We start from the raw sequence: 16,459 nt of genomic DNA on the forward strand, positions 1-16,459 counted from the left end.
CCCGGCCCGATAACGGATCGATCACGCCTCGATCTTGCGGGTGTTGATGACCTCGTCGACGATGCCGTACTCCTTGGCCTGCTGCGCGGTGAGGATGGTGTCGCGCTCGATGTCGGCGCGCACCTTCTCCTCCGTCTGGCCGGAGTGCTTGGCCAGGATCGACTCGAGCAGCCCGCGCATCCGCAGGATCTCGTTGGCCTGGATCTCCAGGTCGGTGACCTGACCCTGGCCCTCGCCGGACGGCTGGTGGATCAGCACCCGCGAGTTCTGCAGCGCGAACCGCTTGCCCTTGGTGCCGGCGGCCAGCAGCACGGCCGCGGCCGAGGCCGCCTGGCCCATGCAGTAGGTCTGGATCTCCGGACGGACGAACTGCAGCGTGTCGTAGATCGCCGTGAGCGCGGTGAACGAGCCGCCCGGGGAGTTGATGTAGATCAGGATGTCGCGGTCGGGGTCGTTGGACTCGAGCACGATCAGCTGGGCGATCACGTCGTTCGCGACGACGTCGTCGATCGGCGCGCCGAGGAAGATGATGCGCTCCTCGAACAGCTTGTTGTAGGGGTTCGATTCCTTGATGCCGTAGTTCGTCCGCTCGACGAAGGACGGAAGCACGTAGCGCGACTGGGCGCCCGGGCCGTTGCTCGCGGACCGGGGCAGCTGCAGCCCGGACGGGTGGAAGAGCTCGCTCATGGTGTTGCCTTTCAGGCCGGAGCCGGGCCGGAACCGTTGGGGATCTGCGTGACCGAGGTCAGCAGGTGGTCGACGAAGCCGTACTCGAGGGCCTGCTGGGCGGTGAACCAGCGGTCGCGCTCGGAGTCGGCGCGGATCTGCTCGACGCTCTGCCCGGTGTGCTCGGCGATCAGCGCGGCCATCTCGACCTTGGTGAGCTTGAACTGCTCGGCCTGGATGGCGATGTCGGAGGCGGTGCCGCCGATGCCCGCGGACGGCTGGTGCATCAGGATCCGCGCGTGCGGCAGGGCGTAGCGCTTGCCGCGGGTACCCGCCGACAGCAGGAACTGCCCCATCGAGGCGGCCAGCCCCAGCGCGTAGGTCGCGACGTCGCAGTCGATGAACTGCATGGTGTCGAAGATCGCCATGCCCGCGGTGACCGAGCCGCCCGGGGAGTTGATGTACAGCGCGATGTCGCGGCCGCTGTCCTCCGCCGAGAGCAGCAGCAGCTGCGCGCAGATCTGGTTAGCGATGTTGTCGTCGACCGGCTGGCCCAGGAAGATGATCCGTTCCCGCAGCAGCCGGTCGTACACCGAGTCGTTCAGCGTCATGCCGGCACCGGGGCTGCGCATCTGTGTCCCGTGCAGCGGTTCTGGATCGAAGCGGCTCACTTCAGCGGACCTTCTTCCTCGTGTGGTGGCGTTATCGACCCTAACGAAGGGCATCGCGGGTTGAGTCCCCGAACCGGCCCGCGTTCGCTCAGGGCTTGATGCTCACTCCGAGTCGTCGTCGCCCTCGTCGCCGTACTCCTCGTACTCCTCGTCGTACTCCTCGTCCCGGTCGTCCTCCGCGAGGTCGGCGAGCTCGTCGTACGAGCCGGACGTGAGCGCGGCCAGGTCGACCGGGTTGCCGGAGGCGTCCGTCACGACCGCCGACTCCAGGATCGCGGCGAGCGCCTTGTTGCGCCGCACGTCGGACACCAGGGCAGGCAGGTTGCCGGCCTGCACGATCTGGTTCGCGAACTCCTGCGGCGCCATGTTGTAGCGCGCGGCCTGGCGGACCAGGTACTCGGTGAGCTCGGCATCGCCCACCTGCACCTCGGTCTTGTCGGCCACCGCGTCCAGCAGGAACTGGACGCGCACCGACTCCTCGGCGTTCTCGCGCAGTTCGGCGGTGAACTCCTCGCGGGTCTTGCCCTGCAGCGACAGGTAGCGCTCGAACAGCGCGTCGTCGTGGCCCAGGCCGTGGATGACCTCGTGCTCGCGCGCGTCGACCTCGGACTGCAGCGCGGACTCGGGCACCGGGAACTCGACCTCGGCGATCAGCTTTTCCATCAGCCGGTCCCGGGCCTGCGCACCCTGCTCGAAGGACTTGGCGCGGCCGATCCGGGTGCGCAGGTCCTCGCGCAGCTCCTCGACGGTGTCGAACTCGCTGGCCAGCTGGGCGAACTCGTCGTCGACCTCGGGCAGCTCCTTGTGCTTGACCGAGTTGACGGTCGCCTCGATCTGCGCCTCGGTGCCCGCCTTGTCGCCCTGCTGCAGTTCGGCGGTGAACGTGGTGCTCTCGCCCGCGGACTTTCCGACCAGCGCGTCGTCCAGGCCGTCGAGCAGGTTGCCGGAGCCGACCTCGTACGACATGCCCTTCGTCGAGCCGGCCTCGATCGGTTCGCCGTCGACGGAGGCGGTCAGGTCGATCGAGACGTAGTCGCCGGTCTGCACCGGACGATCGACTCCGGTGAGCGTGCCGAAGCGCTCGCGCAGGGCGTCCAGTTGCTCCTGCACGTCCTCATCGGACACCGTGACGTCGTCGACCGTCACGGCCAGCCCGTCGAGCTCGGGCAGGGTGATCTCCGGGCGCACATCGACCTCGACCGTGAAGGCGAGCGAGTCGCCGTCGGACAGGTCGGTCACCTCGATCTCGGGCTGGCCGACCGGCTGCACCTCGTGCTCGCGCAGCGCGCCGCTGTACAGGCCGGGCAGCGCGCTGTTCACGGCCTCCTCGAGCACCGTTCCCCTGCCGACCCGCTGGTCGATGACGCGGGTGGGCACCTTGCCGGGACGGAACCCCGGAACGCGGACCGAGCCGCCGATCTTCTTGTAGGCCGCATCGAGGCTGGGCTTCAGCTCGTCGAAGGGCACCTGGACGGCGAGCCGGACACGAGTCGGGCTCAGGTTCTCGACGGTGCTCTTCACAGTGCAGGTGCTCCTTGCGAATGTCCGGTGATTGGTGTGGTGGGCTCGGTCGGTGGCGGTTGCAAAACGACACCCCTGTACGCCAGGAACGCGTGCGCCCGGTCCGTCGAGTCTATAGGTCCGGTATCCGCTGCGACCCGCTCCGGTTGCCCACAGCTGCGGGACGGGCGATCACCCGGCCGGACGTGCCCCGGCGCGGGCCACGACGGCGGCGGCGACCGAGGCCGCGAACAGCACGATGGCAGCCGCGACGAGCGGCCAGGCGGCGCGTGAGAGGGCCGAGTCCGGCAGCGCGAGCAGCAGCACGCCGGCGTTCAGAAGCGCCGCCGTGGCCGGGCCGAGCCGGTTCAGCGCCGCGGCGGTGCGCCGGTTGACGCTCGGAGAGCCGCCGAGCACCACCGGCACCAGCACGCTGAGGGCCCCGATGAGGATCTGGACCGCGAAGCCGGTGAGCAGCCACGGCGCCAGGTCGCCGACGTCCGCGGCCAGCGCGTACGGGTCCGCGGCGCGGAACAGCGCCACCACGTCGTACCCCAGCCCGGCGAGCAGCCAGCCGGTGCCGGCCGCGAGCAGTACGGTGGCCGCGCCGTGCGGCGCGCGGCGCCGCGCGGTTCGCACGAACGGGTCGAGGAATACGAGCACGCCCGCGCAGTAGAGCAGCAACCCGACGGTCGCGAGCGGTCGCGTCCAGCTGAGCAGGCCGGCGACGGCCAGCGCGAGCCCGCCGGCACAGCACAGCAGGCAGGCGGTCGCGGCGCGTTCCAGGCCGGTCACCATGCGGGTGCGCAGCGCGGTCGGCCACAAGGTGAACAGGGTGCCCAGGACGGTCAGGGTGATCCAGCCGAACAGGTTGAGGTGAACGTGGGTCAGGTACACGCGCTCGTACCACGCGGCGGGCAGGTCGCCGACGGCCATCGTCACTCCGGCGGAGACGCCGAGGAGCAGGGCGGCGGCGGCGAACCAGTAGAAGCGCACGGTGGGGGCGAAGCGCCTCGCCCGTCCCGCGTGCCCGATCCGCACGAGCGCTGCGAGCTGTGCCAGCACGACAAGGGTGAGCAACGCCGCGCTGCCGATCGTGCCCGCGCGCGAGCCCTCGCTGACCGCGACCAGGACGCCGACGACCGCCGCGTTGAGCACGAGGAGCCGCACGATCGGCACTGCGGCGGGCAGCTGCGGTTGCTGCAGCAAGGCGATCGCGAAGTGACTGCTCCACGTGACGATCGCGTTCGTCAGCGCGCCGAGAAGCAGCAGGTGCACGAGCAGCCAGTCCGGCGCCGCACCCGGGCTGTGCACCACGACGCGCACGGCGGCCGCGAGCAGGTACCCCATCACGACGGCGTTCGCGGCGGTGTGCCCGGCCTGCCGCGTCGATCGGCTCACTCCGCGCACCCTAGATCACCGGCGGCGCGGATCGCCGGTGACGCAACTCCCGCCGGCCCGGCTTGTTTTCACCAGTGCAATAGTGAAAACATGGCAGGCGTGACTAGTGGCACTGTTGACGACGTCCATGACCTGGCGAACCGGGAGTACAAGTTCGGCTTCGTCACCGATCTCGAGTCCGACGAAGCACCGCGGGGCCTGAACGAGGACATCATCGCGCTGATCTCGGCCAAGAAGCAGGAGCCGGATTGGCTGCTGGAGTGGCGTCTTCGGGCCTACCGGCACTGGGTGACCATGGACGAACCGACCTGGCAGCACGTGAACTACGGGCCGGTCGACTACCAGGACATCATCTACTACTCCGCGCCCAAGCCGAAGCCCAAGGTCAACAGCATGGACGAGGTCGACCCCGAGCTGCGGGAGATGTTCGACAAGCTGGGCATCTCGCTGGCCGAGCAGGAGCGCCTGTCCGGCGTCGCCGTCGATGCGGTCGTCGACTCGGTCTCGGTGGCGACCACGATGCAGAAGAAGCTGGCCGACATCGGCATCATCTTCTGCTCCTTCTCCGAGGCGGTGCGTACCCACCCCGAGCTCGTCCGGCGCTATCTCGGCACGGTGGTGCCGTACCAGGACAACTTCTTCGCCACCTTGAACTCGGCGGTGTTCACCGACGGCTCGTTCTGCTACATCCCCAAGGGCGTCCGCAGCCCGATGGAGCTGTCGACCTACTTCCGCATCAACGCCGCCGACACCGGCCAGTTCGAGCGCACGCTGATCGTCGCCGAGGAGGGCGCGTACGTCAGCTACCTGGAGGGCTGCACCGCTCCGGCGCGCGACAACAACCAGCTGCACGCCGCGGTCGTCGAGCTGATCGCCCTGGACAACGCGCAGATCAAGTACTCCACCGTGCAGAACTGGTACCCGGGGGACGCCGAGGGCAACGGCGGGGTCTACAACTTCGTCACCAAGCGGGGCAAGGCCGCGGGCGTCAACTCGAAGATCTCCTGGACCCAGGTCGAGACCGGCTCGGCGATCACCTGGAAGTACCCCGGCGTCGTCCTCAAGGGTGACAACTCCGTCGGCGAGTTCTACTCGGTCGCGCTCACGTCGCGGCACCAGCAGGCCGACACCGGCAGCAAGATGGTGCACCTCGGCAAGAACACCCGCAGCACCATCGTGTCGAAGGCAATCTCCGCCGGTAAGGGAGAGAACACCTACCGCGGGCTCGTCGAGATGCGGCACTCGGCCACCGGGGCGCGCAACTTCACCCAGTGCGACTCGCTGCTGATCGGCAAGGAGTGCGGGGCGCACACCTTCCCGTACATCGAGGTGAAGAACCCGACCGGCCAGGTCGAGCACGAGGCGTCGACGTCGAAGATCGGAGCCGAACAGCTGTTGTACTGCCGCCAACGCGGGATCGCCGAGGAGGAAGCCGTGTCGATGATCGTGAACGGCTTCTGCCGCGAGGTGTTCCGGATGCTGCCCATGGAGTTCGCCGTCGAGGCGCAAGCGCTGCTGAACGTCAGCCTGGAAGGAGCTGTCGGCTGATGCTGACCATCGAGAACCTGCACGCCGCCGTCGAGGGGAAGCAGATCCTGCGCGGACTGGACCTGCACATCGGGGCCGGCGAGGTACACGCGATCATGGGCCCGAACGGCGCCGGCAAGAGCACGCTGGCGAGCGTGCTCATCGGCCGCGACGGCTACGACATCAGCGGCAGCGTCCGGTTCGACGACCAGGATCTGCTGGCGATGTCGCCGGAGGAACGCGCGGCCGCGGGCATCTTCCTCGCCTTCCAACACCCGATCGAGATCCCCGGCGTCGGGAACATGTACTTCATGCGGACCGCCCTCAACGCGATCCGCCGCGCCCGCGGCGAGGAGGAGCTGGACGGCACGGACTTCCTCGCCCTCGCGCAGGAGCGGATGAAGCTCGTCGAGATGGACCAGACCTTCATGACCCGGTCGGTGAACGAGGGGTTCTCCGGGGGTGAGAAGAAGCGCAACGAGATCTTGCAGATGGCGATCCTCGAGCCGCGACTGGCGATCCTGGACGAGACCGACTCGGGCCTGGACATCGACGCGCTGCGCATCGTCGCGGGCGGGGTCAACGCGCTGCGCACGCCCGAGCGCTCGATCCTGGTGGTGACCCATCACCGCCAGCTGCTGGACTACATCGTCCCGGACCGGGTGCACGTGCTCACTGCAGGCCGGATCACGCGCTCGGGCCCGAAGGAGCTGGCCGCCGAGCTCGAGGAGCGCGGCTACGCCCCGGTGCCGGCATGAGCCGCGGCGTCAGCCGTCGCACCGCCGCGACCGCGACCGCGTCCGCGGGTGTCCTGGCCCGGTTGGCACCGGTCGAGGTGCCCGGCCCTGAATGGCTCGCCCCGCTGCGCCGCGCGGCGCTGAGCTGGGTGGGCGAGCACGGCTTCCCGACCCGCAAGCACGAGGACTGGCGCTACACCGCGCTCGAGCCGATCCTCGGTTCGGCGTACGAACCGGCAACCACGGCCGATACCGCATGGGTCGACGCGACAACCGTCGCCGGCCGGGCCCCCGAACTCGGCGGGCCGAGGCTGGTGCTGGTCAACGGCCACTTCCGGGCCGACCTGTCCGACCTCGGCGGATTGCCACGGGGCGCGATCGTCACCGACCTGGCGGACGCACTGCAGGAACATCGCGCGCTGCTCGAACCCGTGCTCGCGGCCGATGGGCAGTGGCACGCGTTCGCCGCGATCAATCAGGCACTCACGCCCGACGGGGTGTTCGTCCGGCTGTCGGAGGGGGTCCGGCTGCCCGCGCCGCTGCACCTGGTCTTCGTCAGTGACACGCAGGGGGCTGCGCTGCTGAGCTGCCCGCGCTCGGTGTTCCTGCTCGGGGCGGACAGCCAGGCGCGGATCGTCGAGACGCACGTCGGGTTCGACGGTGATCTGCACTGCACGAACGCGGTGACCGACGTGCGCCTCGGTCGCGGCGCAGTGCTCGAGCACTACAAGATCCAGGACGAGCCGCTCACCGCGCACCACCTCGCCCTGCTGGACGTGCGGCAGGAAGGCAAGAGCAGCTTCAGTTCGCACTCGACGATGCTCGGTGCCGCGATCGCCCGCCAGGAGGTGCGCGTGCTGCTCGGCGGCGAGGGCGCGACCGCGAGCCTCGACGGGCTGTACCTGCCCACCGGCGAGCAGGTCCACGACAACACCGTCTTCGTCGACCACGCCACGGCGGGGTGTGCCAGCCGCCAGCTGTACAAGGGCGCGCTTGCCGGTCACAGCCGGGCGATCTTCAACGGGCACATCATGGTCCGGCAGGGCGCCGACGAGACCGACGCCCATCAGACGAACAAGAATCTGCTGCTCAGCGACCGCGCCGAGGCGGACACCCGGCCCCGGCTGGAGATCTACGCCGACGACGTCAAGTGCACCCACGGCGCGGCGGTCGGCCAGCTCGACGAGCAGGCCGTGCTCTACCTGCGCTCGCGCGGCATCGACCGGGCATCGGCCCGCCGGCTGCTGGTGCGGGCGTTCATCCAGGAGATGCTCGACCGGGTCGCCCTCGCACCCGTGCGCGAGCATGTGCGGGCGCTGCTGGACGGACGGAGCAAGCAATGAGCCTCGACACGGGCAGCATCTACCAGGACGTGATCGTCGAGAACGCGAAGCGGCCGCGGAACTTCGGCAAGCTCGAGGACGCCACCTGCGTGCTGCAGGCGCACAATCCGCTGTGCGGCGACCAGCTCACGCTCTTTCTCACCATCTCCGGCGACACGATCACCGACATCGCCTTCGAGGGGTCCGGGTGCGCCATCTCCACCGCGTCGGCCTCCCTGATGACCGTTGCCGCCAAGGGTCTCACCCGCGAGAAGGCGCTCGAACTGTTCGGGCACGTGCACACCATGCTGACCGCCGACCCCGGCCCCGGCGAGGGCGAGCCCGACGTCGGCAAGCTGATCGCCCTGTCCGGCGTCCGCGAGTACCCCACCCGGGTCAAGTGCGCCTCGCTCGCCTGGCAGACGCTGCGCGGTGCCCTTACCGACAGCGGTGCCCTCACCGACAGCGGTGCCCTTACCGACAGCACACACGAAATCAGGACGGAGTAGCAGCGATGACCGCGACCCAGCAGACGTTCCGGCTAGACCGCGACTGTATCGCCACGATGATCCCGGGCGGGCAGCCGTTCGAGTTGTCGCGGGGCGAGTTGGTTCTGGTGACCCAGACGCTGGGCGACAGCGTCACCGTGCAGACCGCGCACGGCTATCTGGTCCGGCTGAACCCGGCGGACTCGGCGGCGATGGGCCTCGCGGCCTCTCCCAGCCCGGGCGCTGCCGCCGGTGATCCGGCCCAGCCGTTCGAACTCGACAACGTCGTCGCGGCCCTCAGGAACGTGTTCGACCCCGAGATCCCTATCAATGTCGTGGACCTGGGGCTGATCTACCGCTGCGACGCGCAACGGTTGCCGGACGGCACGCACCGGATCGAGATCGACATGTCCATGACTGCCCCGGGCTGCGGCATGGGCGACATCCTCAAGCAGGACGCCGAGGTCGCGGCACGGTCGGTGGCCGGTGTCGGCGACGTCCAGGTCGAGCTGGTCTGGGATCCGCCGTGGGGCATCGAGCGAATCTCGGACGCTGCCAAGCTGCAGCTCGGGATGATGTGATGCCCGCGCCGTCGGAACAGGTCGTCGACACCCGGCTGCCCGGCTCGGACAGCTGCGTGAACCTGACGAACGCGGCCGTCGACGAGCTGCGCGCCGGCAGCAGTTTCGTGCTCGTGGCCGACCACGATCCGATCGGGCTGTGCTACATGCTCGATGCCGAACGCCCCGGCGCCGTCAGCTGGCAGCCGCTCGAACAGGGACCGGCGGTCTGGCGGGTCCGCTTCAGCAAGCCCGCAGCCGGCTGAGCGCGGCGGGATACCCGTTTCTACCGGTCGGGGTGGCGGGATTCGAACCCACGGCCCCTCGCTCCCAAAGCGAGTGCGCTACCAAGCTGCGCCACACCCCGGGCGCTGAACGCGCACCAGTCTACGGGCGCGGTTCGCAGCGCTGCGGCCGGAGCCGGTAATCTGGTCCCTGCATGCACCGGTGCGTCCGGGGCGCGCAGCTGCGGGCGTAGCTCAATGGCAGAGTCTCAGTCTTCCAAACTGATTGTGCGGGTTCGATTCCCGTCGCCCGCTCCAACCGTCACCACCGTGGCTGGCAGGATGCGCAGGGTGAACATGTCGCGCCTCACCGACCCGCCGACGGCCCTGCACCTCGCCGGCGCCCCGCTGCCGATGGTCGGCCGGGTGCGCATGTACGTCTGCGGGATCACCCCGTACGACGTCACCCACCTCGGCCATGCCGCGACCTTCGTCTGGGCGGACGCCGCCGAGCGAGTGCTGCGGCGCAACGGGCACACCGTCACGGTCGCCCGCAACGTGACCGATGTCGACGAGGTGCTGTTCGCCGAGGCGCACCGGCGGGGCGAGCCGCACTCCATGCTCGCCACGCTGCAACGCGCCTCGTTCGAGGGAACCATGGCCGCGCTGCGGGTGCGCGTGCCGGATCACTCCCCGACCGCGGCGCAGGCGGTCGGGCACGTGATCCAGCTCGCCGCCGCGCTGCTGGACCGCGAGCAGGCGTACGTGGCCGCGGGATCGGTGTACGCGCGGACGTCGGGAACCGCCGCGCGGGCCGGCATCGACGAGGACCGTGCCCGCGTGCTCGCCGCGGAGTACCACGACGAGCCGGACGACCCGGCCAAGGAGCACCCGCTGGACGTGGCCGTCTGGCACGCCACCAGCGGCCCGGACGATGTCAGCTGGCCGAGCCCGTGGGGCGACGGGCGGCCGGGCTGGCACGCGGAGTGCGCCGCGATGGTGCTCGCGCTGTTCGGCCCGTCGGTCGACCTGCACTGCGGCGGCGCCGACCTGGCCTTCCCGCACCATGCCTGCGAGAGCGCGCTGGCCGAGGCGGCGACCGGGGTGGCGCCCTTCGCGCGGGCGTGGTTGCGCGCCGGCACGGTGCTGGTCGGCGAGCAGAAGATGGCCAAGTCCACAGGCAACCTGGTGCTCGTCGACGACCTGCTGCGCAGCCACTCCCCCGCGGCGATCCGGCTGCTGTGCCTGAACCGGCCGTGGGCGCAGCCCTGGGCGTACACACCGGACGCACTGGAGCACGCGGCGGGCACGCTCGAGCGGCTGTACGCCGCTGCGGCGCGCCCCGGCGGCGAGCCCGGCGCGGTGCTTGCCGCGCTGCGCGAGAACCTCGACGTCCCGCGTGCGCTCGAGATCGCGCTCGGCGAAGGCGGGCAGGCGGCCCGCACCCTGACCGAAGTGCTCGCGCTGAGCTAGCGCGGGCGGTGCCGCTCGAACTGCACCACCTGCTGGAAGGTGGGCCGGTTCTGCCAGTCGATCGTCGGCTGCCCGATGATGCCCATCGCCCGGAACGCGATGGCGTCGAACTCGGGCATGCTCTGCCCCGCCGCCGCGGATGCCGACGACGCGTTCCAGGCACCGACGTCGGCGCCACCGTTCGCACTCACCAGCGCGTCGTACGTCGCGCGCAGCGCCCGGTCGATCGCGGCCGAGCAGCCGGCCGGGCCGCCGCCGCACTCGCGGGCGGTGAGTTCCGGGCCGAACCCGTCGGCCGGGTGCGCGCCGAGCAGCTGCTGCAACGTGGCCACCAGGTAGCTCTCGTAGCCGCCGTCGTACGCGCTGCCCTGGTGCGCCCCGTTCGAGTTGGGCGTGTTCACGAACTGCATCGGTAGCGCCGCGTAGCCGGTCGGCGTGGGCCCGTCCGTGCTCACGCCACCCGCGGCCAGGATCGGGTCGTACAGCGCGCGGATCAGGTTCGGGATCAGCTCGTCGGCGATCGCGACCGCGGCCGCGGCCGCGTACTGGGCCTGGCCCGCATTCGCCTTGCGCCGGTGCGACCCGTCCCCGATCCAGCCGGCGAGGGTGGTCAGCATCGTGTGCACGCCGGCCGGTTCGTCCCGCCCCTGCAGGTAGCGCAGCAACAGCGGCAACACGGTGGCGCCGTCGAGGTCCTGCGACGCAGCGGTCTCCATCGCCTGCACGACGTCGGCGCGATGCAGGCCGCCGGGACGGGCCGAGAGCTTTGCCTTCAGCTGGTTCACCAGCAGGACGGAGCGGAACACCTGGCCATAGCCGTACTGGTCGTCGGCGGCGGCGAAACCGGGCGCCGGCTTGTTGTTCCAGCTGACGAAGAAGCCCTGTGCCGGATTGACCTCGTGCACATGGGCGTCCTCGGCCAGCCAGCCCTGCCACTCGGCGTTGCCGGTGCCCCAGGTGGGCAGGTCCGGATCGACGCCGGGCGCGCGGATCGGGTCCCGCCCGCTGACGAAGTAGCCGGTGTCGCGGTCATCGACGTAGAACCAGTTGAAGGTGTACGCGATCTTCGCGGCGCTGTGCATCCACGACGTCACGTCATGGGTGACGGCCGGCTGGCCGAAGCCGAGGAACCCCACCACCGAGTCGACGTCGTGCCCGTAGGTGGACCGCTGGTTGACCACCGCGACCGGCTTGCCGCCCGCCGTCGTCCAGCCCTGCACCACGCCGTGATCGGTCAGGTAGATGTCGTGCGTGATCACGGCCGGCGCACCGATCCCGCTCGGTTTGGGCAGCACCGTCTCGCTGAACCGCTCGTGCACCATCGGCTTGCAGGCGCCGTCGATCTCGTAGTACGTGCCTCGGGCGGGGGCGGGACCACCTGCGGGATCGCAGATCCGCTCCAGCCGCTGGTCGATCAGGTCGCTGCCCGCCGACGTCGCCGACCAGGCGAAGTCCTGCCCCCGGCCGAGCTCGACGAGTCCGGTGCCGGGGAACGACGCGCCCTCGGCGTCGTAGTCGGGCGAGTGCAGGTCGAGCTGGCTCAGGATCTGCGGGGCGAAGTAGCTGACCTGCGGGCCGAAGACCGCGACCGGGTGCCCGTCCGCCGTCCGGTCGCCGTTGACGACCAGCGCGTTGCTCATGTGCTTGGGCAGGTTCTGCAGGGCGCCGATGATCGACAGCGCGGTGAGGTTCGGCTTGGCCAGGTTGCAGTTCGGATCGGTCGCGGTCGGCGTCCCGGTGAGCGGGGCACGCGCGTCGTCCGGCAACGCAGTCTTGGCCGCATCGATGGTGCCGGGCGTCTCGTACGGGAACGAGCGGTCGACGACGGTCGTGGGCGCGAGCGGGTCGTTCGCCGTCCGGAAGTCGCGGAAGGCGCGCTCACCATCGCGCGTGCCGAGCTTTCCCTGCAGGTACTGCAACAGCCCGGCGTTACGCAGTTCGGCCCCGCCACCGCGTCCGAAGATGCCGCCTATCAAACCGGCGATCGCCACGACATCGGCGACGGTCCACTTCTGCGGCAGCAGCTGCGGCACGGCCGCCGCGTAGTCGGCCGGCAGCAGGTTGACGTTGAGCGCGGCCTTGTCGATCCAGTGGTTCACCCCGTCGACGTAGCGGTAGATCATGGTGCGGGCCAGTTCGCCCTGGGCGCCGTATTCGGCGGGCAGCGCGTCGACCTGCGCGATGGCCTGCGCCTTGGTGTACGGCGCGAGCAGCAGCTGGTCGTGGTCCATCTGCTCGAACTCGCACGAGCCGCCCAGGAAGGCCGCGAGCGTCCCTTCGCCGTAGTGCCGCAGCACGTCCATGAGGAACAGGCGGTCCTCGGCCTGCGCGTAGCCGGCGCCGAAGGCCAGCGCTGAGTCGGTCTGGCCGTACACGTGCGGCACGTCGAGTCGGTCGCGGTAGATCGTGACGCCCGGCCCGGGCGTCTCCGTGCGCGTCACGTCGGACGGCCGCACGCCGAACGACTCGTCCTCGAAGTAGTCACCGAGCGTCGCGTCGGTCAGTGACGGGTAGCCGTAGAGCAGGTTCGCGTACTTGCCGAGCTGGTCCTGGCTGTGCGCCGGACGTTGCTTGAGCAGCTCGAAGCGCGCGGCATCGACCGCGTTCACCAGGCCGTTCTCGCCCGGCGGCAGGATGCTCATCGCGTTACCGTCGGCGTAGTCGTGAGCGCGGTAGGACGTGTCCACGCCACCGGCTCCGGCCGGTGCCGCGCCGAGACCGGCGGGGACGAGTAGCCCGGCGGCGGCGACGAGCACGGTGCCGAGGGCGGCGACGATGCGGGCGGACGGGCGCGGACGCGGCACGGCAACTCCTCGCGAAGTGGAACAGGTTTCAGGTGCTGCCGAACACCTTGACGTGGTCCGCGCCGCGCTGCCAGTCGAGATGATGTCGCCGTGAAGGGCGAGCGGGCATGATCAGGGAATGGCCGAGCCCGAACCGTCCGCGACCAGGCGCCGCCGGCGGCGTGGGACGACGGCGCCCCCGGCCGAGCAGTCCACGCCAGCCCAGCAGTCCACGTCCACCCAGCAGTCCAGATCAGCCGAGCAGTGCCCGGCCGAGCCGCGCGCGGCCGAGCCGCAGCCCCAGCCGCAGTCCGCGTCGCAGCGTTCCAAACCGCGCCCCAAGGCGCGCGGCGAGTCGGCGGACCGCGGGCTGCGCGGCCTGGTCGGGGCGGGTCCGTCGCAGCTCGGGGTCAGCGGCGCGTTGCGCGGTCGGGACGTGAACCGGCCGAGCGAGCAGGACCTCGCCGAGGCCGAGCGCGACGTGGTGCTGGTGCGGCGCAACTGGAAGCCGCCGCCGTAAGCGATCGGCCGAGTCAGACCGTCTCGTGCCCGGCGATCGTGCCGGTCGCCTCGTACTCGGCGAGCATCGCGATGCGCCGCACGTGCCGCGGATCCTGCGAGAACGGCGTGCCGAGGAACAGGTCGACGAAGCGCAGCGCGTCGGCCTCGGGGTGGTTGCGCGCGCCGATGCTGATCACGTTGGCGTCGTTGTGCTCGCGCGCCAGGCGGGCGGTGTCCTCGCTCCACACCAGCGCCGCGCGCACCCCGGCGACCTTGTTGGCGGCGATCTGCTCGCCGTTGCCGGAACCGCCGATCACGATTCCCAGCGAGCCGGGCTCGGCGACCGTGCGCGCTGCGGCGGCGATGCACGGCGGCGGGTAGTCGTCCTGCGCGTCGAAGGTGTGCGCGCCGCAGTCGACCGGCTCGTGCCCGGCGGCGCGCAGGTGCTCGACGAGCGTCGCCTTGAGTTCGAAACCGGCGTGGTCGCTACCGAGGAAGACGCGCATGGGGGCGATTCTCGCAGGTGTTCCGCCGGTGCGAGGATGGGCGGGTGAGCACCGCGCTGCCCGCCCCCAGCGGGTCGGCCCTGTTGAGCCAATGGGCATGGCAGCCCGTTGCCATCGCGTCCGCGGCGGCACTGGCCGGCTGGTACCTGTTCGCCGTCGCTCGCGCCCGGCGCGGCGGCGTGCGCTGGCCCGTGCGGCGGCACCTCGCGTACGGCCTCGGCCTGGCGATGCTCGTCTGGACGTGTTGCGGGTTCTTGCAGGCCTACGTCGACTCGATGTACTGGGTGTGGACGACGCAGGTGCTCGCCCTGTGGCTGCTGATCCCCGGTGTGCTGCTGGCCGGCCAGCCGGTGCAGCTCGCGCTGACCGTGTCCGGGCGCAGCGGCTGGGTCGGGCGCTTCCTGCGCACCCGGTTGGCCCGGTTCCTGGCTAACCCGCTCGTCGGGCCCGCGCTCGTACCGGTGCTTTCGGCGGGGCTGTTCTTCGGCCCGCTACCGGGCTGGGCGGTGACGCTTCCGGTGATCCAGTGGCTGCTCGCACCGGCACTGCTCGTGGTCGGCGGGCTGATGCTGTTGCCGCTGGTCGGGATCGACGAGGGCGCGAGCACCCTCGCCGTCGCGCTCACACTCGCACTCGGCTCGGTCGAACTCGTGCTGGACGCGATCCCCGGGATCGTCCTGCGGCTGCACCATTCCCTGGTGTCGCCGTACTTCCAGCACCGGGTGATGCATCCGTGGTCACGCAGCCATCTGCGCGACCAGCAGACGGCCGGCGCGGTGTTGTGGATCGTCGCCGAGCTGATCGACCTGCCCTTCCTGCTGCTGATGTTCCGGCGCTGGCTGCAGGCGGACGCGCGCGACGCGGCCGCTGTCGATGCGGTTCTCGAGGCCGAGCGCGCCGCACGCGAGGCGCTCGATCCGGTGGCCCCTGGCGAGGCTGCCGAGCTGACTGACGTCCCGTGGTGGGTCAACGATCCGGCGATGCAGCGTCGCCTGCGGGGCCAGGGTTGAAGCTGTAGCCGCCGGGCTCGTGGCGCCGCAGTTCGTGCACCGCCACCGCCGCGGCGACCGGGATGGGCGCGTACACGTGCGGGAACGCGACGCCGCCGCCGTAGCTGTCCTCGACCACGACGTCGGCACCGATCCGCGCGGAGTCGAACTCGACGACGACCAGGTCCGGCACGTCGCGAAAGCGGGCGTTCGCGGTGCCGGCAACCTGCTCGGCGAAGGAGAAGTGGACGAAGCCCTCGGCCGCAAGCGAGGGCGGCCGGTACGTGCCCGCGGCCCGGGCCGCCGTCCAGGCCGGCCGCTGCAGGATGTGGAACAGCCTCATCGGCCCAGGCCCAGGTAGTCGGCCATCTGGGCCAGCTGGTACTCGAAGTAGGCGTCGTAGTCATGGACCGCCCCGGTCAGCCGGCCGAACAGCTCGAAGCTCAGCGCGCCGAACAGCTGGGCCCACGCGGTCATCCCGCGTCCCATGACGGCGGCCGGGACGTCCTGGAAGCCCGGCAGCGCGACGACGCCGGTCAGGTCGGCCCGCACCGCGCGCGGCAGCCGGTCCGGCGGCACCGCGATCACGTCACGGGCCACCCCGTCGCGCAGGATCGCGGTCAGCACGAGCACCGGGCGGCTGGCCGGTCCGACGGTGTCCTGCGGTGCCGCATAGCCGGGCACCGGGCTGCCGTACAACAGCGCGTACTCGTGCGGGTTGGCGCTCGCCCAGTCGCGGATCGCGCGGCCGGCGGCCAGCCAACGCCCCCGCAGGTCGCGGCGGGCCACCGCGGCCTCGGCCGACTCGGTCGCCTCGCCGAGGTCGTCGTAGGCGTCGATGATCAACGCGGTGAGCAGCTCGTCACGGCTGGCGAAGTAGCGGTACACCGCGGACGACACGACGCCGATGTCGCGGGCAACGGCTCGGAGCGAGAGGTTCGGACCCTCCGCCGCCAGCCGGGCCCGCGCGGCCTGCTTGATGTCGTCGGTCATCTCCGCGCGCACCCGGGCACGGGCGGACTGTCGTCTCGGCTGGCTCATGGTGCGAGTGTGCCACGAATCTCGGAGCACCGCACTCGTTCGAGAGCACTGCTCTTGACAAGAGCAGATG

The 16,459-nt window shown here is 70.6% G+C and carries 17 protein-coding genes and 2 tRNA genes; 10 read left to right on the forward strand and 9 right to left on the reverse strand.

The window, feature by feature from the left end:
- Window positions 1–21: 21 nt before the first annotated feature.
- The 4 genes from M6B22_RS04910 to M6B22_RS04925 form a co-directional block, all read right to left on the reverse strand.
- Window positions 22–687 carry an ATP-dependent Clp protease proteolytic subunit gene (locus M6B22_RS04910; RefSeq protein WP_269444666.1) on the reverse strand — a complete coding sequence of 222 codons (666 nt, stop codon included), beginning with the start codon at window positions 685–687 and terminating at the stop codon, window positions 22–24.
- A gap of 11 nt (window positions 688–698) precedes the next feature.
- Window positions 699–1,298 (reverse strand): ATP-dependent Clp protease proteolytic subunit, encoded by a 600-nt coding sequence (locus M6B22_RS04915; RefSeq protein ID WP_269445810.1) that lies wholly within the window; start codon window positions 1,296–1,298, stop codon window positions 699–701.
- Window positions 1,299–1,439: 141 nt separating this feature from the next.
- Window positions 1,440–2,858 (reverse strand): trigger factor, encoded by a 1,419-nt coding sequence (tig, locus tag M6B22_RS04920; protein WP_269444667.1) that lies wholly within the window; start codon window positions 2,856–2,858, stop codon window positions 1,440–1,442.
- Window positions 2,859–3,029: 171 nt separating this feature from the next.
- The gene (locus tag M6B22_RS04925; RefSeq protein ID WP_269444668.1) at window positions 3,030–4,238 is read right to left on the reverse strand and encodes a heme-copper oxidase family protein; all 1,209 of its coding nucleotides are present in this window, start codon (window positions 4,236–4,238) and stop codon (window positions 3,030–3,032) included.
- A gap of 90 nt (window positions 4,239–4,328) precedes the next feature.
- On the opposite strand from M6B22_RS04925, the gene sufB reads away from it, so the two are divergent.
- Genes sufB through M6B22_RS04955 form a run of 6 tightly spaced genes read left to right on the forward strand, consistent with a single transcriptional unit; the run spans window position 4,329 to window position 9,138 of the window.
- Window positions 4,329–5,786: a Fe-S cluster assembly protein SufB gene (gene sufB, locus M6B22_RS04930; protein ID WP_269444669.1), complete on the forward strand. Its 1,458-nt coding sequence runs from the start codon at window positions 4,329–4,331 to the stop codon at window positions 5,784–5,786.
- Complete coding sequence (sufC, locus tag M6B22_RS04935) at window positions 5,786–6,523, forward strand: Fe-S cluster assembly ATPase SufC (protein ID WP_269444670.1); 738 nt, start codon at window positions 5,786–5,788, stop codon at window positions 6,521–6,523. Before sufB ends, sufC begins: the two co-directional genes overlap by 1 nt.
- Complete coding sequence (gene sufD / locus M6B22_RS04940; protein WP_269444671.1) at window positions 6,520–7,845, forward strand: Fe-S cluster assembly protein SufD; 1,326 nt, start codon at window positions 6,520–6,522, stop codon at window positions 7,843–7,845. The genes sufC and sufD overlap by 4 nt, the downstream gene beginning before the upstream one ends.
- On the forward strand, window positions 7,842–8,333 hold the full coding sequence (gene sufU / locus M6B22_RS04945; RefSeq protein ID WP_269444672.1) for a Fe-S cluster assembly sulfur transfer protein SufU: 492 nt from the start codon (window positions 7,842–7,844) through the stop codon (window positions 8,331–8,333). Before sufD ends, sufU begins: the two co-directional genes overlap by 4 nt.
- Window positions 8,334–8,338: 5 nt before the next feature.
- Complete coding sequence (locus M6B22_RS04950) at window positions 8,339–8,893, forward strand: iron-sulfur cluster assembly protein (RefSeq protein WP_269444673.1); 555 nt, start codon at window positions 8,339–8,341, stop codon at window positions 8,891–8,893.
- A complete protein-coding gene (locus tag M6B22_RS04955) occupies window positions 8,893–9,138 on the forward strand; it encodes a DUF2249 domain-containing protein (RefSeq protein WP_269444674.1) in 246 nt (81 codons plus the stop codon). Before M6B22_RS04950 ends, M6B22_RS04955 begins: the two co-directional genes overlap by 1 nt.
- Window positions 9,139–9,165: 27 nt before the next feature.
- On the opposite strand, the gene M6B22_RS04960 is transcribed toward M6B22_RS04955, so the two are convergent.
- A tRNA-Pro gene (locus M6B22_RS04960) sits at window positions 9,166–9,239 on the reverse strand.
- 101 nt (window positions 9,240–9,340) lie between these two features.
- Between M6B22_RS04960 and M6B22_RS04965 the strand changes: the two genes are divergently transcribed.
- Both M6B22_RS04965 and M6B22_RS04970 read left to right on the forward strand, forming a co-directional pair.
- Window positions 9,341–9,414 (forward strand) — tRNA-Gly (locus M6B22_RS04965).
- Between the two features lie 39 nt (window positions 9,415–9,453).
- Window positions 9,454–10,569, forward strand: a complete 1,116-nt coding sequence (locus tag M6B22_RS04970; RefSeq protein WP_269445811.1) for a cysteine--tRNA ligase — start codon at window positions 9,454–9,456, stop codon at window positions 10,567–10,569.
- Here M6B22_RS04970 and M6B22_RS04975 read toward each other — a convergent pair.
- On the reverse strand, window positions 10,566–13,373 hold the full coding sequence (locus M6B22_RS04975; protein WP_269444675.1) for a penicillin acylase family protein: 2,808 nt from the start codon (window positions 13,371–13,373) through the stop codon (window positions 10,566–10,568). The genes M6B22_RS04970 and M6B22_RS04975 overlap by 4 nt on opposite strands.
- A 118-nt stretch (window positions 13,374–13,491) precedes the next feature.
- Here M6B22_RS04975 and M6B22_RS04980 point away from each other — a divergent pair, with 118 nt between their 5' ends.
- Window positions 13,492–13,872 carry a hypothetical protein gene (locus M6B22_RS04980; protein ID WP_269444676.1) on the forward strand — a complete coding sequence of 127 codons (381 nt, stop codon included), beginning with the start codon at window positions 13,492–13,494 and terminating at the stop codon, window positions 13,870–13,872.
- Window positions 13,873–13,885: 13 nt separating this feature from the next.
- Here M6B22_RS04980 and M6B22_RS04985 read toward each other — a convergent pair whose 3' ends face one another.
- A complete protein-coding gene (locus M6B22_RS04985; protein WP_269444677.1) occupies window positions 13,886–14,359 on the reverse strand; it encodes a ribose-5-phosphate isomerase in 474 nt (157 codons plus the stop codon).
- 44 nt (window positions 14,360–14,403) lie between these two features.
- Here M6B22_RS04985 and M6B22_RS04990 point away from each other — a divergent pair, with 44 nt between their 5' ends.
- Window positions 14,404–15,369: a cytochrome c oxidase assembly protein gene (locus tag M6B22_RS04990; RefSeq protein ID WP_269444678.1), complete on the forward strand. Its 966-nt coding sequence runs from the start codon at window positions 14,404–14,406 to the stop codon at window positions 15,367–15,369.
- Here M6B22_RS04990 and M6B22_RS04995 read toward each other — a convergent pair.
- Complete coding sequence (locus tag M6B22_RS04995; RefSeq protein WP_269444679.1) at window positions 15,326–15,691, reverse strand: DUF952 domain-containing protein; 366 nt, start codon at window positions 15,689–15,691, stop codon at window positions 15,326–15,328. The two genes, M6B22_RS04990 and M6B22_RS04995, sit on opposite strands and share 44 nt — an antisense overlap.
- Entirely contained in the window at window positions 15,688–16,389 is a 702-nt protein-coding gene (locus M6B22_RS05000; protein WP_269444680.1) for a TetR/AcrR family transcriptional regulator, read from the reverse strand. Before M6B22_RS05000 ends, M6B22_RS04995 begins: the two co-directional genes overlap by 4 nt.
- Window positions 16,390–16,459 lie beyond the last annotated feature (70 nt).

This window comes from Jatrophihabitans cynanchi, assembly GCF_027247405.1.
GTDB lineage: Bacteria > Actinomycetota > Actinomycetes > Mycobacteriales > Jatrophihabitantaceae > Jatrophihabitans_B > Jatrophihabitans_B cynanchi.

Excerpts from the sequence above, each read along its gene's own strand:
- M6B22_RS04910 (WP_269444666.1), bottom strand. The coding sequence starts at position 687 with ATGAGCGAGCTCTTCCACCCGTCCGGGCTGCAGCTGCCCCGGTCCGCG.
- M6B22_RS04915 (WP_269445810.1), bottom strand. The coding sequence starts at position 1,298 with ATGCGCAGCCCCGGTGCCGGCATGACGCTGAACGACTCGGTGTACGAC.
- sufB (WP_269444669.1), top strand. The coding sequence starts at position 4,329 with ATGGCAGGCGTGACTAGTGGCACTGTTGACGACGTCCATGACCTGGCG.
- sufC (WP_269444670.1), top strand. The coding sequence starts at position 5,786 with ATGCTGACCATCGAGAACCTGCACGCCGCCGTCGAGGGGAAGCAGATC.
- sufD (WP_269444671.1), top strand. The coding sequence starts at position 6,520 with ATGAGCCGCGGCGTCAGCCGTCGCACCGCCGCGACCGCGACCGCGTCC.
- sufU (WP_269444672.1), top strand. The coding sequence starts at position 7,842 with ATGAGCCTCGACACGGGCAGCATCTACCAGGACGTGATCGTCGAGAAC.
- M6B22_RS04950 (WP_269444673.1), top strand. The coding sequence starts at position 8,339 with ATGACCGCGACCCAGCAGACGTTCCGGCTAGACCGCGACTGTATCGCC.
- M6B22_RS04955 (WP_269444674.1), top strand. The coding sequence starts at position 8,893 with ATGCCCGCGCCGTCGGAACAGGTCGTCGACACCCGGCTGCCCGGCTCG.
- M6B22_RS04970 (WP_269445811.1), top strand. The coding sequence starts at position 9,454 with ATGTCGCGCCTCACCGACCCGCCGACGGCCCTGCACCTCGCCGGCGCC.
- M6B22_RS04980 (WP_269444676.1), top strand. The coding sequence starts at position 13,492 with ATGGCCGAGCCCGAACCGTCCGCGACCAGGCGCCGCCGGCGGCGTGGG.
- M6B22_RS04985 (WP_269444677.1), bottom strand. The coding sequence starts at position 14,359 with ATGCGCGTCTTCCTCGGTAGCGACCACGCCGGTTTCGAACTCAAGGCG.
- M6B22_RS04995 (WP_269444679.1), bottom strand. The coding sequence starts at position 15,691 with ATGAGGCTGTTCCACATCCTGCAGCGGCCGGCCTGGACGGCGGCCCGG.
- M6B22_RS05000 (WP_269444680.1), bottom strand. The coding sequence starts at position 16,389 with ATGAGCCAGCCGAGACGACAGTCCGCCCGTGCCCGGGTGCGCGCGGAG.